This window comes from Leptospira terpstrae serovar Hualin str. LT 11-33 = ATCC 700639 (genome assembly GCF_000332495.1).
GTDB lineage: Bacteria > Spirochaetota > Leptospiria > Leptospirales > Leptospiraceae > Leptospira_A > Leptospira_A terpstrae.
Genome location: NZ_AOGW02000002.1, coordinates 153,448 through 170,287, shown reverse-complemented (window position 1 = coordinate 170,287; position 16,840 = coordinate 153,448). Strand labels below are relative to the sequence as shown.

The 16,840-nt window shown below is 38.3% G+C and carries 15 protein-coding genes; 9 read left to right on the top strand and 6 right to left on the bottom strand.

Features of this window, described 5'->3' with window-relative positions:
* Window positions 1-2: 2 nt before the first annotated feature.
* A complete protein-coding gene (locus LEP1GSC203_RS00920; RefSeq protein WP_002971924.1) occupies window positions 3-881 on the bottom strand; it encodes a DUF2225 domain-containing protein in 879 nt (292 codons plus the stop codon).
* A 136-nt stretch (window positions 882-1,017) separates the two neighbouring features.
* Here LEP1GSC203_RS00920 and LEP1GSC203_RS00915 point away from each other — a divergent pair, with 136 nt between their 5' ends.
* From LEP1GSC203_RS00915 to LEP1GSC203_RS00905, 3 genes are all read left to right on the top strand, one after another.
* Window positions 1,018-2,136: an LIC11274 family protein gene (locus tag LEP1GSC203_RS00915; protein WP_002971749.1), complete on the top strand. Its 1,119-nt coding sequence runs from the start codon at window positions 1,018-1,020 to the stop codon at window positions 2,134-2,136.
* 175 nt (window positions 2,137-2,311) lie between these two features.
* Complete coding sequence (locus LEP1GSC203_RS00910) at window positions 2,312-3,037, top strand: lysophospholipid acyltransferase family protein (protein ID WP_002971618.1); 726 nt, start codon at window positions 2,312-2,314, stop codon at window positions 3,035-3,037.
* Between the two features lie 137 nt (window positions 3,038-3,174).
* Window positions 3,175-3,489 (top strand): hypothetical protein, encoded by a 315-nt coding sequence (locus tag LEP1GSC203_RS00905; RefSeq protein ID WP_002971810.1) that lies wholly within the window; start codon window positions 3,175-3,177, stop codon window positions 3,487-3,489.
* On the opposite strand, the gene LEP1GSC203_RS00900 is transcribed toward LEP1GSC203_RS00905, so the two are convergent.
* Complete coding sequence (locus tag LEP1GSC203_RS00900; RefSeq protein ID WP_002971784.1) at window positions 3,469-5,469, bottom strand: LTA synthase family protein; 2,001 nt, start codon at window positions 5,467-5,469, stop codon at window positions 3,469-3,471. The genes LEP1GSC203_RS00905 and LEP1GSC203_RS00900 overlap by 21 nt on opposite strands.
* Window positions 5,470-5,563: 94 nt before the next feature.
* Between LEP1GSC203_RS00900 and LEP1GSC203_RS00895 the strand changes: the two genes are divergently transcribed.
* The 5 genes from LEP1GSC203_RS00895 (at window position 5,564) to LEP1GSC203_RS00875 (ending at window position 10,626) form a co-directional block, all read left to right on the top strand.
* The gene (locus LEP1GSC203_RS00895; RefSeq protein WP_002971582.1) at window positions 5,564-7,009 is read left to right on the top strand and encodes an acetyl-CoA carboxylase biotin carboxylase subunit; all 1,446 of its coding nucleotides are present in this window, start codon (window positions 5,564-5,566) and stop codon (window positions 7,007-7,009) included.
* A 1-nt stretch (window position 7,010) separates the two neighbouring features.
* The gene (locus LEP1GSC203_RS00890) at window positions 7,011-7,526 is read left to right on the top strand and encodes an acetyl-CoA carboxylase biotin carboxyl carrier protein subunit (RefSeq protein WP_002971829.1); all 516 of its coding nucleotides are present in this window, start codon (window positions 7,011-7,013) and stop codon (window positions 7,524-7,526) included.
* Window positions 7,527-7,598: 72 nt separating this feature from the next.
* Complete coding sequence (omp85, locus tag LEP1GSC203_RS00885; protein WP_039936816.1) at window positions 7,599-9,086, top strand: Omp85 family outer membrane protein; 1,488 nt, start codon at window positions 7,599-7,601, stop codon at window positions 9,084-9,086.
* Window positions 9,087-9,099: 13 nt separating this feature from the next.
* Window positions 9,100-9,783 carry a surface adhesin Lsa25 gene (gene lsa25 / locus LEP1GSC203_RS00880; RefSeq protein WP_002971684.1) on the top strand — a complete coding sequence of 228 codons (684 nt, stop codon included), beginning with the start codon at window positions 9,100-9,102 and terminating at the stop codon, window positions 9,781-9,783.
* A gap of 129 nt (window positions 9,784-9,912) precedes the next feature.
* Complete coding sequence (locus LEP1GSC203_RS00875) at window positions 9,913-10,626, top strand: hypothetical protein (RefSeq protein ID WP_002971624.1); 714 nt, start codon at window positions 9,913-9,915, stop codon at window positions 10,624-10,626.
* Here the strand turns inward: LEP1GSC203_RS00875 and yihA are convergent.
* The 4 genes from yihA to LEP1GSC203_RS00855 are packed head-to-tail and all read right to left on the bottom strand — an operon-like array spanning window position 10,609 to window position 14,469.
* Window positions 10,609-11,238, bottom strand: coding sequence for a ribosome biogenesis GTP-binding protein YihA/YsxC (gene yihA / locus LEP1GSC203_RS00870; RefSeq protein ID WP_002971589.1), 630 nt, complete (start codon window positions 11,236-11,238; stop codon window positions 10,609-10,611). The two genes, LEP1GSC203_RS00875 and yihA, sit on opposite strands and share 18 nt — an antisense overlap.
* A gap of 5 nt (window positions 11,239-11,243) precedes the next feature.
* Window positions 11,244-12,224 carry a tRNA lysidine(34) synthetase gene (locus LEP1GSC203_RS00865; protein WP_039936814.1) on the bottom strand — a complete coding sequence of 327 codons (981 nt, stop codon included), beginning with the start codon at window positions 12,222-12,224 and terminating at the stop codon, window positions 11,244-11,246.
* The gene (locus tag LEP1GSC203_RS20070; protein WP_002971905.1) at window positions 12,221-12,544 is read right to left on the bottom strand and encodes an ATP-binding protein; all 324 of its coding nucleotides are present in this window, start codon (window positions 12,542-12,544) and stop codon (window positions 12,221-12,223) included. Before LEP1GSC203_RS20070 ends, LEP1GSC203_RS00865 begins: the two co-directional genes overlap by 4 nt.
* A complete protein-coding gene (locus LEP1GSC203_RS00855; protein ID WP_002971764.1) occupies window positions 12,541-14,469 on the bottom strand; it encodes a GAF domain-containing SpoIIE family protein phosphatase in 1,929 nt (642 codons plus the stop codon). The genes LEP1GSC203_RS20070 and LEP1GSC203_RS00855 overlap by 4 nt, the downstream gene beginning before the upstream one ends.
* A 247-nt stretch (window positions 14,470-14,716) precedes the next feature.
* Between LEP1GSC203_RS00855 and LEP1GSC203_RS00850 the strand changes: the two genes are divergently transcribed.
* Window positions 14,717-16,834 (top strand): sigma-54-dependent Fis family transcriptional regulator, encoded by a 2,118-nt coding sequence (locus LEP1GSC203_RS00850; RefSeq protein WP_408605588.1) that lies wholly within the window; start codon window positions 14,717-14,719, stop codon window positions 16,832-16,834.
* The last annotated feature ends 6 nt before the right edge of the window (window positions 16,835-16,840 follow it).

Here is a 16,840-nt window from a genome sequence, read left to right as displayed (position 1 = left end):
CCTTACTTCTCGCCTCCCATCGCTTCAAGTATGGCGTTGTATTCGTCATACAACTCGCGAGTCATTTCTACAATAGGACCTGGTTTACCTTTAGAAGCCTTTCCTGAGCCATATAGTCTTGCAAGTGTTCGTTTGGCGCGAGATAAAAGCAAAACTTGGTCATCAGGTTTCGGAGCCATTTGGTCTTTGAATTTTTTTGTAAGATAGGCATTGAGATAGATAACACCATCAAATCCCCAGTTGTTATCTGTATCGGGTCCGAGCATCCCTGCTGCTTGGTCTACCGGTTCGTTTCCATTTTGCATAAGCTCAAGCGTATAACCATAGATAACCGCTGCTTTCTGGTAGAGTAAATCTCGGATTTTGTCATAACCAATATGTGGGAATTCTTCATGTAGGTCTGAAAAATACCAAGCAGCTCGAATGGCACAGACTGCTTTTTTGGGAGTAGGTGCGACACTGGCGCCGCGGAGTTGGTAACAATCCATTCCCAGTAGATAAGAAGCAGCACCTAACACAATTTGGCGGTCTCCTGTAAAATCGAGAGGTCCCAGAATTTTTTCTATGTAACTTCTGCGATTGTCTGTGGCCATACGTATGGCTTCGTTGTCCGCAGGGTTCAGTGCATTCCAATCTTTCGGAAAGGAGGAGTAGAGACAACGTGGGCAAACGGACATGACATAATCCAGAGGACTGACACGACCGAATTTTCTATTTTTTTCGTATAAACGGCGTAAATCCTGAGCCAACTTTCCGGCGATGAGTCGTCCACCCCCTTGGAACATTTGTTCCTTTTGGTGATTTTCATCACAAATAGGACAGACTGTGGACTCTTTGGCTCGAAAAGATACTTTTTTGGACTGGGCTGCGGCTAGGGACATAGGAAAAATCTAGGAAAAGGCTCAATTTTAAAATACAATCTGTCAATCCAATATCAGAAATCTCCGATAATACTCACAGGGGCTACCCCGAAATTACTTGTAAGATTCTTCCAAGGAAGGAAAGTACGGAAACGGAATGAACGGCAGAGCAATGAAACAATCCCTTCTTATTCTCATGATGAGTCTCATGATGCAAGCACCTATGTTTGCAGAATCGGTCTCTAGTAAATCATACCACAAACGAATTGAGCTTCTGACTTACCTACGTGAGTTAGAACCTATCGTTAAAAATTTCCGTGGTGAAGATCCGGAAGGAAAACCTACGGAAATAAATGCACCGGAAGGGAAAGAAGGCTTTCGTATGAAAAAATACATCGAAGCCAAACGAATCTACCAAGAAGGTTTACAATACCACTTCGAGGGAAATTATTCTTCCGCCTACCAACGTTTTCTAGAATGCCAATTGGGAATCGAAAAAATAACCGAAGAACTTTCTCAACTCTACATTTTACGTGCAGAAGAGATGATGAAAACGGCTATGGAAAGAAAAAATCCAAACGATCATATGGATAAAGCACTCCTCGATATTTCAATCGAATATGGAAAAGGTTCTTACTTCCGCCAAGACGTAATGGATATTCCACGGGAAGCTCCTTTCTCACGTCGTATGTATGATCCAAAAGAAGCTCATTATAGTTATAATAAATATGACATTGAGAAAAACCTGGAGTTAGGATACAAACACCTCGGTCTTGCAAAAGAAGCAAGAGCCAATGCTTTAAAAGTGGAAAAGAATTTGGAAAAACACCAAAAACTCCAACCGACCCACAGAAAGTATCGCATAGATCTTTATTTTGGTGCCATCAACTTAGCTCGTGATTCTAAAGCAAATGCGATTAACATTTATAAGTTGAAGTATCCTTACGACAATTATTACCTGAACAATTCCCTTGCAAAATCAGAAACTCTTAAAGATGAAAATGGTGCACCAGTGGAAGGGAAACCAGTAAAGGTAGATGGTGTTACTTATGATTTTACCAAAAACCCTTACATCAAATATGACAATCGTTTGCAAGCTATGTTTGACGTACGTGTTCCTGAAGATTACCGCGTGGATCATGCTGACGTGAGAGGTCGAGTCTATGATTTGGACTCCAACAATATGGTGTTCATGAAGTACGACCAAGAACGTAAAAAAGCATTGAATGTCCCTGCAAAACCTGCCGCTGGAGCGACATCCACTCCGCAACAATAAGAAACGTTAACTAACACCGTTTCCGAAGTCTAAAGCCCAAGATTTTTCTTGGGCTTTTTTATTTCCATAGAATGACCTCTTTTGTCTAATTGTTGCTATGGCGAAAATTCCGGTCGTTGACGATCTCATTAAGAAAAATTTACACGGACTTAGTGTCCACTACGGGCGTTTGGTGATGAAGGTTTACTTAAGGATCACCCTTCTTGTTTTTGGAAAAGCAAGTCCCTACCTCATCAGAGGTTTATATCGTTCTCTTACAGGGAACAAAGAAGCTCGTATAAAAGAATTTCTAGAAGGAACAAAAATTTGGGCAGAAGATGTTCTGAAGATTACAAAAACTCAACTCATCGTATTTAATGAAATTAGTGTACCTGAAAAAGGACATATGATATTTTTAAACCATGTAAACGAAATGGATTTCCCTTATGATTGTTATGTGATAAGAAAACCGTTTTTAGCAAACCAGGTGATCAAAAAAGCTTGGTTTGCTTATTGGTGGATGGTTGCCATGGGTTCACAAGTTTTTGATAACTCCAAAGCCATGTCTGTTGCAGTTTCTGTAAAAAATCTGATCGAAGGTTTAAAAACAACTTCTTACATTGTGTATCCAGAAGGGAAAAATACTTATTCCGAGGAAATCCTTCCCCTAAAGAAAGGGATGGTGAAAATTGCTTTTGATCAAAAAATTCCTGTTTTTGTTGCTCTAAAGTCAGGTGTCACCACGTATCAAAATTACCAAAAAGGAAACGTAGTTGGCTATATGGGATTGGGTGTCCATGACCCTACGGATTTTTCTTCTTGGGAAGAATTTCAAACCTATCTAAATAATTTGATGCAATCCAAAAAACAAGAGTTAGATGTAATGACGGAAGCCGAACGTATAAAACTATCTAAAGTTTAGTCTTTAATTCATAGATACTTGATGATTTTAAAATTTATTTTTCAAGGGCGCCTTTTTGTGTTTCGAATCTAAGGACAAAGGGATTGACAGGTGGAAAAATCGATTTAGAATTTATTTCTTAAAAAATAGGAGTATGTATGAAAAAGTTGATTGGTTTGATTTTAGGTATTCTGTTCACTTCGACTCTTTTCGCAGGAGAAATTGGCTCTGATTGTACTTTCAAAGGGAAAAAATTAGCAGGAAAGGTTCAGTTCGTTACTAGTTTCCCCGATTTTAAGGTCCAAATTGTAGATAGTTTCCCTGACCTCAATGTGCAAAAAGTAAGTAGTTTCCCTTCTGACTGTGGGAAGTGGCAAGAAGTCAGTTCTTTCCCCGATTTCAAAGTGCAGATCGTTAATAGTTTTCCTGACTTCAAAATCAAATATGTAAATTCATTTCCTGGTGTACCGTAAAGAACCCTCTAAAGGATAAAGCGAATTACGGTTCATTAATTCTAAAGATAAATTAAAGAAGGCCCTGGCCTTGATCGTTTGGCGAAAGCAGTTTTTTCGATCTGGATTACAGGCCGGGTCCACTCCATAAGGTGGGATCATTTGGAAAATAAACTGAGTGTCCCCATCTACACTTTGATAAAGAATTTTTTCTTCATCGATCCATCCGCAAGCACTTCCATAAGCAAAGTAAGTACTTCCCGACTTCACACCACTGGCTAACATATCTTTACCGAACCCTGCAAAGTAAGTTTCTTTTCCTACAACTCCTAAAATAGTAGGCAGGACATCCAATTGTGATGAAATTCTTTCATCTAACATTGGTTTTATGTATTTTGGAGAATATAACAAAAAAGGGACCATTCGATCTTCATAATATGATAGATACCTGTGGTGGGTATGGTCTCCCACAAATACAAACAAAGTGTCTTCAAAATACTTTTTCTTTTGTATTTCTTTCATAAAAACTTCTAACGCAGAATCAGAATAGTGATAAGTATTGAGATAATCAAAATCAGTTACAGTAGGTTCGTATATTTCATACTTAGGGTTTGGCACCTTATATGGATAATGTGTTGTCATAGTAAGAATAGTCATTAAGAAGGGTTTGTTATTCTTTTGGTACAAGTCCATTTCTTCTAATGCTTTTGTATAAAGATGTTCATCATCATAACCCCAAGCTCCGATGGAATATTTTCCCGATTTACGAAAGTCTTCTTTCCCAATCAAAGTTTTGAATCCAAAATGAGGAAGGATAGTGGCCAAACTATCGAATTTTAGATCATCTCCTGTAATAAAACTGGTTTGGTATCCAAATTCAGAAAATAGATTACCAATAGCAGAAAAATTACTGAGAATTTGTGGAGTACGAATTGCCGTAAGACCTGGCCGATCGGGAACACTGGTAAGAACCGATAGTAAAGCATTGCTAGTTCTCCCACCATTTGCATAGAATTTTCGAAAGCTATGTCCCTTTTTCGCCAATCTATTGTAATACGGTGTTACTTCCTTGCCTAACCAAAATCCATCTGATATCGGCCAAACATACTTTCCCGTCCAAGATTCTTGGATGACCAAAACCACATTGATTGGTTTTCTTCCCGGTATTCCTTTGATTTTCCGAACGAGTGGAAACTCTGGATCATTTACAAATTCAGATCCTGAATACTCAATTTCTTCCCGAACTACCGCCAACATATCCTTATCTGTCATTTTTAGATGTTTAGGAATTGCCTGGCTTTTGAAATCATTGATAGTTGTATAAATTCCATTTAACGCTAGTTGGTTGATAAGGGCATTATCAGAGATTATGGCTTCGCTAGCACGTAAAGGTGATTCTTGTGGCCCACCTCGAAGTCCTATAAAGAAAAATAAGATCCAAAGTATACTCACTATGGAATTAGATCGAAAACTTCCCTTAGTATTTATTTGATCCGCAATTTTTTGTTTGGAAAACCAATAACGAATCCCCGTTATATACAATGTAATAAATACTAAAAAAGATAAAATTTTAAATGGTGTTTCTTTGAATGCAGAAGATAACAATACATCTAAATCTCCTAAAAATACGATCGCTTCATATCCAATATGTTTGTTTGCATTTTCAAAATACAATAAATCTGCAAACAAGTGTACCAAACAAAATGGATAAATGACTAAGGGAGTGATGGTCCAAAAATAACGGTAAGGTCTTAACTTCGATGCTTTGTCCCAAAGGGATAAGAAGTAGAACCCAACTAACAAAATAGAAATGGTAACCCAATCAAATCGAAATCCAATTAAAAACGCTTTGAGTAAGATGAAAAACGAGAATTCTTCCAATCGGTAGGAATAAACGACAAAAAATAAAATTCGGTGTAGGAAAAGAGTCAAAAAACCAAAGGAGAAATAAGTTAGAAAGATTCGATCCGAAAATCGGAGAGAGAGATACTGTTTCACCATAAAAAAATAATTTGTTAAGGAAGGAGGCGGTCAATCGACTTCCGATCTTTCTGTTGATTTATTTTCACGGCACATTAGTTTTGATCCTACTCACATGAAGCCGATACAAAAAATACTCATCGCCAATCGTGGCGAAATTGCCGTACGTGTCATCCGCACCGCAAAAAAAATGGGAATCAAAACTGTTGCCGTCTTTTCCGATCCAGATGCACAAAGTTTATTTGTCCAGTCTGCAGACGAAGCGTTCTCTTTAGGCGGAACCGATGCCCGTTCTTCTTACTTAAATGTAGAGAAGGTCATTAAGGCTTGTTTGGAAACCGGAGCGGATGCTGTCCATCCTGGCTATGGATTTTTATCTGAAAATACTGATTTTGCCACGAAATTAGAAAAACATGGAATTCGATTCATCGGCCCAAAACCTCATTCTATCGAAGCAATGGGAGATAAGATCGGTTCACGCTTGTTAGTTGCAAAAAATGGTGTACCTGTTGTTCCCGGTTATGAAGGTGCGTCTCAGGAAATGTCGGTATTCCAAAAAGAAGCCGAAAAAATTGGGTATCCCATTATGGCGAAAGCAAGTGCCGGCGGTGGGGGAAAAGGAATGCGACGTATCAATACACCCGAAGAATTAGAACCTGGTATTCTATCAGCAAAACGGGAAGCACTTTCTGCATTTGGTGATGATCGTATCCTTTTGGAAAAATACATCACCAATCCACGACATGTGGAGTTCCAAATTTTTGGCGATACAAAAGGAAATATCATTCACTTACATGAAAGGGATTGTTCCCTACAAAGACGACACCAAAAGGTTGTGGAAGAAACTCCTGCCCCTAGATATTCCTCAGAACTAAAATCCAAAATGTCTGAAGCTGCAGTGATGGCAGCCAAGTCAGTTCAATATGAAGGAGCTGGGACCGTAGAGTTTATATTAGGTGAAGCGGGCGAGTTTTATTTTCTTGAGATGAACACTCGTTTGCAGGTTGAACATCCTGTAACAGAAATGACAACGGGACTTGACTTAGTGGAGTGGCAAATTCGAGTCTGCCAAGGAGAAACACTACCACAAATTCAAACTCCTCCCCAAAAAGGACATGCACTGGAAGTCCGAATTTATGCAGAAGATCCAAAAGAAGGTTTTTTACCATCCACTGGACGGATCCACCATATATCCTTTCCTACTAAAGATTACTTACGTATCGACTCAGGTGTTGTTTCGGGCTCTGAGATCACCATGTTTTACGATCCCATGATTGCAAAATTAATTGTATGGGGAGATGATCGAATCACAGCGATTCACCGCCTAATCGAATGTTTGTCGGAAACGATTGTGTTTGGTCCCAAAACAAATTTACAATTTTTACAAAGACTTGTTTCTACAAAAGAATTTGCTGAGGGAAAGGTATCAACACACTTCATTGCAGACAATGAATCAGAACTTTTGTCAGACAAAACCAAGGAGGAATTGAAATTGGCCTTAGCGGGAGCTTTTTTTACTTCCAAAGAATCGATTAACCCTTGGGTAAAGGAAACCGCCTAATATGGATTATTTATTTGAAACAAAATCTGGACCTGCTTCTGTTTATGTGAGCGGTCTTTCTGTTCGAGTTCGATTGGGGTTGGAATCTTTTTCCTTCCAATTGAATGATTTGGTAAAAGAAAAAACAAACTCATCGAATACAAATCCATTACAATCTGTTCTCATGAATGATGGATCAGTATTACAATTTCTTAAAGTAAGAAATGAACTTTTTCTTCATTGGAAAGGAGAAACTTGGAGTGGAAAACTCGCCGAACGGCAGTATGAAGGTGGAGCCCAAACATCTCCAGAAATCAAAAGTCCTATGCCAGGGAAAGTAGTGCAAATCTCTACTGAAGTCGGAAAGGAACACAAACAAGGGGAAACACTTCTGATTTTGGAAGCGATGAAAATGGAGAACGCCGTTAAGGCCCCTTATCTATGCCGTGTAGAGGAGATTAGAAAATCGCAAGGGGATCTAGTCCAACAAGACGAAGTGCTGATCATATTACACAGAATCGAACCGGAAAAAACATAAATTTTCGAATCTATTTGACATATTTTTCAAACTTCCCACCATAAGGCAGTTTCTTTGGCTGATAGGTAGAGAATGTACAATCATATTATAAGAAGTTTTACGCTTCTGTTGTTTTTTTCGTTTTTTCATGGGGTTTTCGGTCAGGAACGTCAACCCCGGACCGACCTTCCGTTCGAGATCTCTGAAAAAAAGAGACTGAGCGAGAGGGATTTTAAGAATAAAAAAGAGGGTGGGTACTTTACAGGTCTTCCTCTCATCAACTCTGATCCCAATGTGGGTGTCGGTTATGGGGCTCGTGTGCTTTATTTTTACAATGGAGCGAAAACTTCGCCCATGTTTGAATACACTCCCTACCGTGTAAGGGTATTTGCTCAGTATTTTAATACGACAAAACGAGCTCCCTACCACCAGTTAAGTATCGATGCACCGTATATCTTCGATACCAAGTGGAGACTCCGTGCAGATTTAGTCTATGAGCGAAATCCAAACTCTCTTTTCTTTGGTGTAGGAGAAAATACCCTCCAACCCCTTTCTTATTTAGAAAGAAATGATCCCAATGGTCAGATCAGAAGGAATGCTCCTTTTTCCGATTATGAAGACAATTTGAATTATCGTCGTCCAGGGGATGCAGGATCTGGCGAAGCTCCTATTGTAAGTGATCACAGATACAATCGTTATGACATTGAAAATCCTAACTTTAGTACTTCTGGTGAGTACTCTTTTTTCGGAGGTACACTTCGTACGGTAACGGGTGTTCGTCTATCAAAACAAATCATTCGAACTTATGACGGAAAGTATAACGATGCACAGTTAGGTCCAGCCGACGGAATTTTAGGACTTCTTGATGTAGATCGTACTTTTGGAACACCGCAAGGGGAAACCAAGTTAACTCGCGATGATAAAGATGGAAAGATAAAGGGAATTAACGGTGGTTATACAAATACGGTTCGTGCCGGGATTGTTTATGACACTCGTGACTTTGAACCAGACCCCAATCGCGGATTGTTTTTAGAATACACTCATGAACGTTCCACAAAGGCCATTGGATCTACTTCCGAATTCAACAAGAACTTGGTATCAGGTCGTATTTTCATAAGCCCCGTACAATGGTTTACCAGCAAACCTCCGGAAATTTTGGAAAAGTTTGTTCTCGCTGCGCGTGGAACGATGATCCAAACCAATGGGGATGCTCCATTTTATGAATACCGCAACATGTGGGGAACAGAAACCAACCAATCTGGTTTAGGTGGTAGGACTACCATCCGTGGTTACAAACAGGATCGTTTTGTAGGCCAAACGATGGCATTTGCAAACTTTGAAATTCGTTGGAAGTTCGCTGAGGCGGAATTTGGTGGGCAACACTTTGATTTCCAATTGGTTCCGTTCTATGATGTAGGACGTGTTTGGGATCGCACTGAAGATGCAAATCTAAAAAACTACAAACACTCTAGAGGTATTGGTTTACGAATTCCTTGGAACCAAGCAACTGTTATCTATTTTGATCATGCGATTTCGAATGAAGATAGACAAACTTTCATTAACTTTAACCATATATTTTAGGAGGGCAGAGCTTATGAAAAAAATTCAATATTGTTTCGCTCTTTTGGTCTTATCTTTTTTCATGAACTGTGAAATGAAGCCGGTAGAAGATATCTACGGTTTAAGCCCGGAAGAAACCAACCAGCTGTTTGCTGGTCTCATCGCCAACCAAAGTCTTCGTGACAATGGTAATGGAACCATCACTGATACTGTCGCCAATTTAGTCTGGCAAAAATGTACGCATGGCCAAGTATACCGTGCGGGATTTAATGATTGTTTGGGGGCTCCGCAAGGCTCTATTTTCAATCCTTATGATTCCGCTCGAGCAGGGGCCGCTCAAGTTGCATTTTGTGATTCTAAAACACATGCATGTAACTCGGTTGCGTTTCCACAAGTGATCCAAGGTTTTTCTTCCATTGGGATTGCTGGATCCAGCGAATTGTATGGTGCTTGCCAAAACAGTAACTACTTAGGTGCCACTTGGAGAGTTCCCACAGCGATCGAATACCAAAGGTTAGTGATTCCTGGTCGGGCGGCAACACTCCAATTTTTTCCTTCTACACAAGAAGAAGATTATTGGACTGCTTGGTCAAATCACGAGGACCTTCCAGGGGAAACTGCTTATGCAATTTCCTTTGACAGACAGTCTTACGGGGTACAAAGAAATGTAGTGAAAACACAAAGGAATTATGTCCGATGCGTTCGCACAGGCCCGTAACCCCTCTCTAGTCACAATTTTCACTCACTCTCCTGGTCCTCCAGGAGAGTTTTCGCTTTTCAAAAATTCAATTTCTTACTAATATTTTCTAAAGACAAACCGAAGTACCCATTAGGTGGTGAGGTTTCCATGAGAATCGACGAGTCCCCATTCAATCGTATGAATGTAGATCTTTTAAAAGATCGCCGGGTGAATTATGTCGGTCATGGACAATTGGAAAGTGCTCCTGAATCCCTTTCCGCCTTACATGTCATTTCGCATGAACTCGGACATGCTGCCGAATTCAAAAATGAAGCCATCCGCAAAGGGCGAGATGTACAATCTGTACAAGTAAAAATCAATTATGAATTAAGAGATGGTCGGATGGTGGCTGTGAGTGGGGAAACACATGCAGTCACTCGTGCAAAATCAAATCCAGATGAAGATTCCACACTCACTCCTTATTCAGATGGAAAGTCGATAAAGGATCTTTTCCAACTAAAAGAGGAGGAAGATAAAAAACCCAATGCAAAAGAGAAAAGTAAATTAAATCCAAAAGAATTAATGCAAAAGTCTCATGAAAAAGAATTGGAATCTAAAATAAAAGAACTCGAAACACGATTAGAATCAGAGAAAACAAAAAAGTCGTCAACCGATGTTCATTCTGCGGAACGATTGAAAGAAATTGAGTCAGAAAAAAAACGATTAGAAGAAGAAGTAAGACTGATCCGAGTAAAAGAACAACTAAGAGAAACTTTTGCCCTGCTTACAGATTTTCGTAAAATGATGACTTCTAATTTGTTTGGAATGATGAGTGTACAAACCGAATCTAATTCTGGTAATTATTTAGACACCTTTGTTTGATGGAATCATATTTTCCACGATAAACTCACGTAACTCACCAACACCTCTACCTGTTGTAGCCGATACATAAAACACTCTAAAGGGAACGCCAATTTTATTCATTGAAGTTTCCATATCCGTACGAACTCGGTGTTGTTCACTTTGATTTAGTTTATCTATTTTTGTACGGATCACCACAGGTTTGATTTTTTTCTCCATGGCAACTTCAATGGTAGAAAGTTCTTCTTCCGGAAATTCTCTTTGTGAATCACAAAGGATAAATAAAATTTTCAAATTTTGCCATGTGTTTAAGAAACCTTCTAAAAGTTTCATCATATCTTTATGTTCTTTGTGAGAGGCCTTTGAATAACCAAATCCAGGTAAGTCGACTAGATTAAAACCTTCTCTGGTTCGGAAAATATTAATTAGTTTTGTTTTACCGGGAGTTCTAGAAACTTTAGCAAGACCTCTGTGGTTAGAGAGTGCGTTGAGTAAACTAGACTTCCCAGAGTTGGACCTACCCATAAAGGCGATGGAAGGAATGGAATCCAATTCTTCCTTTTCGTTAAGGTTGGCAATGGAAGTGAAGAATTTAGTTTCCGGAAAGGGTATTTCTTTAGAATACTTGTGCATCTAGCTCACCTTTCCAGATAGATTCGTTTGGGATAATTCTTTTCGCTTTTCGAAAAGAGAGAAAATAAAATTTGAATCGGTTCTCCATCAAAATAGAGAATAGGAATGTAGGTTCTTAAGAAAAATGGAATTCCGTTTTCTCTCATACATTCGGAAATTTCCTTATTTCCTGAACGAATTTGGATTTTTTGGCCATGGTGCCAAGATCCAAGACTGTATTTTTCCGATGGATCAGAAAGTTTGAACTTGTTTTGATTCCATTCAATGAAAAGGTTATCTCCTTCCCGATGGGAGACTGCTTTTTTAAAAGCTGGGGATTTTTTATCAATGATGAACAGATCACCAAACTTTGATTTGTATAGGAAACAGTTTTTATTTTCTAAAAAAGCTCTTTCTCCTTCCGATTGGAGATGGAAGTTATCAAATCCTGATTTATATAAAGGATAATGACCGAGTAATTTTAAATGAAAATCGATCAGTTCTTTTTTTGAGGATAAGTTGAGACTTGTCCAGGTTTCGTGAGGGATACGAAAGATATGAGGTTCTTGTTTGGAAACAGGTTCATTTTTTAAATCAAAATGTAAATTGAGTTGGGAACGATCATGAAAATTCCAATAAGTTTTATGAAAGTTCCAATTTTCTTTTTCTAATATTGGAAGTAAATCCATTCGGATTCGATTACGTTTGTAGATTGGATCTTTGTTGGACTCATCTTCAAATATTTTCATATGATTGGATACAAACTCGTAGAGTAAGTCCAACTCTTTATCTTCAAAAAACACTAAAGGAAGAAAACGTTCTCCATCAAAAGGTGGAAGTGTATAAAAAGCTTTTTTCCCTCCTCCTCTTGTTAGATGTAAAAAAATGGATTCTGTATAGTCCTTACAGTGATGACCGGTGAGGATAATGGCAGGAATTTGATTGGTAATTTTTTTTAGTTCGTGGTAACGAACGAGCCTTCCCGTTTCTTCTAAACCTTTCTTCAGTTTGAGAGAAAGATTTGGGATTTTTTTTTTACAAAATGGAAAGGGAATCCTGTAGATTTTAAAAATTGAATCAATTCATTTTCTTCTGTTTCAATGGAACGAATCCCATGAGACAAATAAAACAAAGTGGGAGTTTGGATATGGTATCTTTCTTTTAAATAGTTAAAAAACAAAACTAAAATAGAGGAGTCTTTTCCTCCAGAATAAGCAATGAGAAATTGGGTTTTGTTTTTTGCCCAGAATGCAGGAATGTTGTTTCCCATCCTGGCCAAGGCAGCTTCAAAAAGTTTAGAAATAGAAGTGGGGATTTCTGGGATCATATCTTCCTTACTGCCACCATAGTGATATCATCGTGTTGTTCCTGTTCTTTGACAAATTCTTTTAGTTCGAAATAGATCTTCTCGAGTATGTTTTTTGGCTCTAGTGAGATAAAGGAGAGAAAATTAGATTTTAATTCGTGTTCTCCAAACTGTGTTCCGGCTGAGTTTCGCGCCTCTGTCACACCATCTGTGTATAATAAAATGGTATCACCCGAGTGGAACCGCAATTTGGATTCATTCTTAAAGGAGGAAATATCTGGTTGGATTCCTAGAATTACACCTTCTGTTTCGATGACAGAAAGAGATTTAGAATCTGATTTGTAGTGGTAAAAATTTCCGTGTCCAGCTCCAGAGTATTGCACTTCTCCTGTTATTAAATTCCATCTGAGTAAAATCATACTCATAAATCGTGGAGTGATCGCTTCCTTATAACTTGTATACAGGTAGTTATTGATATCATTCAGGATTTCCCAAGGAGAATCTTTCACTCGCACGAGGGAATGAAGGATGGTTCTTACGGTTGCCATCACTAGGCCTGCTGCAACCCCTTTACCGCTTACATCTCCAATACAAATAAACAATTCATTTCTGTTAGGTGAAAGTATGAAGTCATAATAATCTCCGCCAATCCCACGTGCTGGTACCATAAAACCACCAAAAGAGAAACCTTCCGCTTCTGGAGCATTTCTAGGTAAAAGGGTACTTTGTATTTCTTTTGCAATTTCAATTTCTTTTTCCAATCTTTCTTTATTGGAAAGGTTTTGGTATAAATTGGAATTTTCCATAGTGATTCTTGCTAAGGAAACGAAGGCGTTCAGCGCTTCTATTTCATCCTGCGGGAATCGGTTGTCTTGTTTAGTGAGAATAAAAACGCAAGCGGTTCCATTTTCCAAAGTGAGTGGGAAAACCATGGATTCTTTTCCTTCAATCTCAAGAGTTTTCAAACTAAGATTCGTAATTGGATCCACAGTAATCGTTTCATTTGTTTGTAATAGAGAAATGATTTTATCAACATCGATGGATTCTGTTTTTGTATGGATTTGGTGATTCTCTAAATCCCTATAAAGTTTGAAAATTTTTGCTTTCGACGAGTCAATTGTTCTTTCAATAAGACAGGTCAAAGAGGATTCAACAATTCCTGAAAGTGTCAATAGAATCATACGAATCATTTCATCATGATTGTTTAAATACAGTTGGCTAAGTGTCAGTGCCGCTGTATGCAAACTTTGGAAGTTTTTGGATTGGTTTTCTGATTTAGAAAACAAAAGAGAATTTCGAAGTGATACTGCAAATTGACCAACTACAAGTTGCAAAATTTCTTGGTCTTCCAAATAGTCGGAGTAATCTTCTTCTTCATAATCAATGGTTACCATTCCTACCGCAGTATTTGCATAGAGAATGGGAATGACAAGTTGTGATTTTGTGCCTGTGAGCTTCGAATAAAATTCGTAGAATGGATGGCTTTGTTCGGAAAATTTATAGAAACAAGGCTCTCCTTTCGCCATCGCTTCAATCAAAACTCCATAACTCAAATCATAATCCAATGTAATTCGTTTGATGGCTCTTTGTAATGTTCTTTGCCTACTAGAATAGTAGGCGAGTTTAATTTCACCTAACTCTAAATTGGTGATAAAGACCGCTACTTTATCGCGTTTCAAACGGACGGATATAAGTTCAGTAAATCTTTGCATTAATTCTTCCAAACCCATGGAGGAATTGAATAGAGAAAGATTGTCCAAAAGAAATTCTGTCTTTTCTTGCGAACTTAGGATGTTTTTTCCGATCCGAGGGATTTTACGTTTTTCTAAAATCCATTCCCGATCACAAGTTTGGCAGAAAAAACGACCATCCTTGGTAATCCCGTTGGGAACCTGAGATTCAGCACAGAGCAAACAAATCCTGTCATCAGTGGGCTCTCGGTTCATCCTAAGCCAAGGTATTCGATTTCTTTTTTCATAAGCTACAAGAATTTCCGTCAGATCCGAGAAACCTGGTACGATTCATGCTTAATCTATAAGCAAATGTTGTTTTTTCTGCAGAAATCGGAAGGTTGTCGGTAGTTATGATTAAAAAATGGTTTATTTGTTTAATAAATAAGCATAGTGTATTGGTCACTAACAATGTTTTTCTGTATTCTTTCGAGGCAGAGCGTAATACTAAAGAGCAAGAACTATGAGCGTGAAAAAATTTAATCCCATCCAATCCATCCATGAAGTAGCTACGGCTATGAATTCAACCCAAGACCCAGACGGGCTACTCGAACTTATTTTGGATCGATGCATCCAAATCTGTGGTGTGGAATCGGGATCACTAATGCTCATCGATGAAAAACATGGGGTATTGGACGCAGTCACTTCGCGGGGAATGAACCAACAGTTACTTCGTGAAACCAAACTCAAAATTGGGCAAGGGATTACGGGGATGGCAGCTTCTACTGGAAAAGCGAAGCTGGTAAATGATGTTTCAAAAGATCCAGACTACATTCAAGTAAAGGAAGAAATCAAGTCAGAGTTAGTTGCTCCGATGATTATGGAAGATGATATCATCGGTGTCATCTCACTTGACTCCAATCGTTTAAATGCATTTACCGCAGAGATGTTAGAAATTGTTAGTGTCCTTGCAAACCAAGCAGGACAAATTTTTAAAAACTTACAAACAATTCGTAGTTTAGAACAAAGAACCAAAATACAAGCAACACTCATAGAAATTTCAAAAGTAGTTAGTTCCACGTTGGACCAAAACGAAGTTTTTGATTCAATTATGGTCACGATGGAAAAATCGCTCCGATTAGAAAAAGGGAGCATTGTTTTATTCAATAAGGAAGAAGGACTTCTTCGTATTGTTGCGGCTTCGGGTTTATCACCAGAAGAAATCGATAAAGGAAGTTACCAACCAGGGGAAGGAATTACTGGAAAAGTATATGAATCTGGGGAACCAATCATTATTGAGTCGGTCGCAAGCCATCCTGATTTTTTAAATCGAGTAGGATATTTATCACATTTTAAACATGATCCACATAATGTAAGTTTATTGTGTGCACCTATTTTAAGTGAACAAACTATGTTAGGTGTTGTAAATGCATTTATAGTTCAAAACAAACATACGGATTTAAAATCTTATTTAGATTTTTTGCAAGTGGTTGCGTCCATTATCTCTCAATCGATTAAAATTCAGAATTTAGTAGAAGAAGCTAAAAAAGAAATTTCTCGTGAAAATATCCAACTCAAAAGAGAATTAAAAAATAAATACAAGTTTGGATCGCTCATCGGAAAAGCGGCGAGTATGGAGAAGATGTTTGAAAAAATCCAACTTGTTGCAGATTCTAGAGCTTCCGTTTTAATTACAGGTGAATCTGGAACTGGTAAAGAGATGATTGCCAATGCAATTCATTATAATAGTTCTCGTTCTGAAAATCCATTTATCAAAATCAACTGTGCGGCCATTCCTGAGAATTTACTAGAAAGTGAACTTTTTGGTCATAAAAAAGGATCCTTTACTGGAGCGGTGACAGATAAAAAAGGAAAGTTTGAATTAGCGGATACTGGAACCATTTTTCTGGATGAAATTGGTGAAATGGATTTGAACTTACAATCTAAACTTCTTCGTGTTTTGCAAGAACGAGAAATTGAAGCGATTGGTTCAACCAAAGCAAAGAAGGTGGATGTTAGAATTATTGCGGCTACCAATGCGGAATTGGAACAACTGGTTTCAGAGAAAAAGTTTAGAGCCGATCTTTTTTATCGATTGAATGTAGTAAAGATCAATACACCACCGTTACGTGATCGAGTGGAAGACATCCCACTTCTGATGAATCACTTTTTGGAAAAATACACAAAAGACAATAATAAAGTAATTAAAGGGATCTCGCGAGAAGCATCAAAACTACTTCTTAAGTATCGTTGGCCAGGTAACGTCCGTGAGTTGGAAAATGTCATTGAAAGAGCCGTAGTTCTTGCTCAAGATGAAATACTCAGCGAAGAGGATTTTTCTGATATTCTTTCAAGTCTTGAAGAAATGCCTGAAAACACAACAGAGGTAACTCAACAGAATCACGTAGAAACTGTATCTGGTGCGGAACCTTTGGATTTAGGATCTGGAAGATTGACACCAGGACAACTTGACGGCTTAGATGGTCGTGCAATGGAAATCGTTGTAAGTGAAGTAGAATCAAGACTCATCCAATATGCGATGAAAAAGTTCCGTTACACCAAAACTCGTGTGGCAAAATTCTTAGGAATCAACCGAAACACTTTGGATAAAAAAATCAAAGAACTCAATATCGAATATTAGGTTTTA

Excerpts from the sequence above, each read along its gene's own strand:
- LEP1GSC203_RS00875 (WP_002971624.1), top strand. The coding sequence starts at position 9,913 with ATGAGAATCGACGAGTCCCCATTCAATCGTATGAATGTAGATCTTTTA.
- LEP1GSC203_RS00900 (WP_002971784.1), bottom strand. The coding sequence starts at position 5,469 with ATGGTGAAACAGTATCTCTCTCTCCGATTTTCGGATCGAATCTTTCTA.
- yihA (WP_002971589.1), bottom strand. The coding sequence starts at position 11,238 with ATGCACAAGTATTCTAAAGAAATACCCTTTCCGGAAACTAAATTCTTC.
- lsa25 (WP_002971684.1), top strand. The coding sequence starts at position 9,100 with ATGAAAAAAATTCAATATTGTTTCGCTCTTTTGGTCTTATCTTTTTTC.
- LEP1GSC203_RS00910 (WP_002971618.1), top strand. The coding sequence starts at position 2,312 with ATGAAGGTTTACTTAAGGATCACCCTTCTTGTTTTTGGAAAAGCAAGT.
- LEP1GSC203_RS00915 (WP_002971749.1), top strand. The coding sequence starts at position 1,018 with ATGAACGGCAGAGCAATGAAACAATCCCTTCTTATTCTCATGATGAGT.
- LEP1GSC203_RS00905 (WP_002971810.1), top strand. The coding sequence starts at position 3,175 with ATGAAAAAGTTGATTGGTTTGATTTTAGGTATTCTGTTCACTTCGACT.
- LEP1GSC203_RS00920 (WP_002971924.1), bottom strand. The coding sequence starts at position 881 with ATGTCCCTAGCCGCAGCCCAGTCCAAAAAAGTATCTTTTCGAGCCAAA.
- LEP1GSC203_RS20070 (WP_002971905.1), bottom strand. The coding sequence starts at position 12,544 with ATGATCCCAGAAATCCCCACTTCTATTTCTAAACTTTTTGAAGCTGCC.
- LEP1GSC203_RS00850 (WP_408605588.1), top strand. The coding sequence starts at position 14,717 with ATGAGCGTGAAAAAATTTAATCCCATCCAATCCATCCATGAAGTAGCT.
- LEP1GSC203_RS00855 (WP_002971764.1), bottom strand. The coding sequence starts at position 14,469 with ATGAACCGAGAGCCCACTGATGACAGGATTTGTTTGCTCTGTGCTGAA.
- omp85 (WP_039936816.1), top strand. The coding sequence starts at position 7,599 with ATGTACAATCATATTATAAGAAGTTTTACGCTTCTGTTGTTTTTTTCG.
- LEP1GSC203_RS00895 (WP_002971582.1), top strand. The coding sequence starts at position 5,564 with ATGAAGCCGATACAAAAAATACTCATCGCCAATCGTGGCGAAATTGCC.
- LEP1GSC203_RS00890 (WP_002971829.1), top strand. The coding sequence starts at position 7,011 with ATGGATTATTTATTTGAAACAAAATCTGGACCTGCTTCTGTTTATGTG.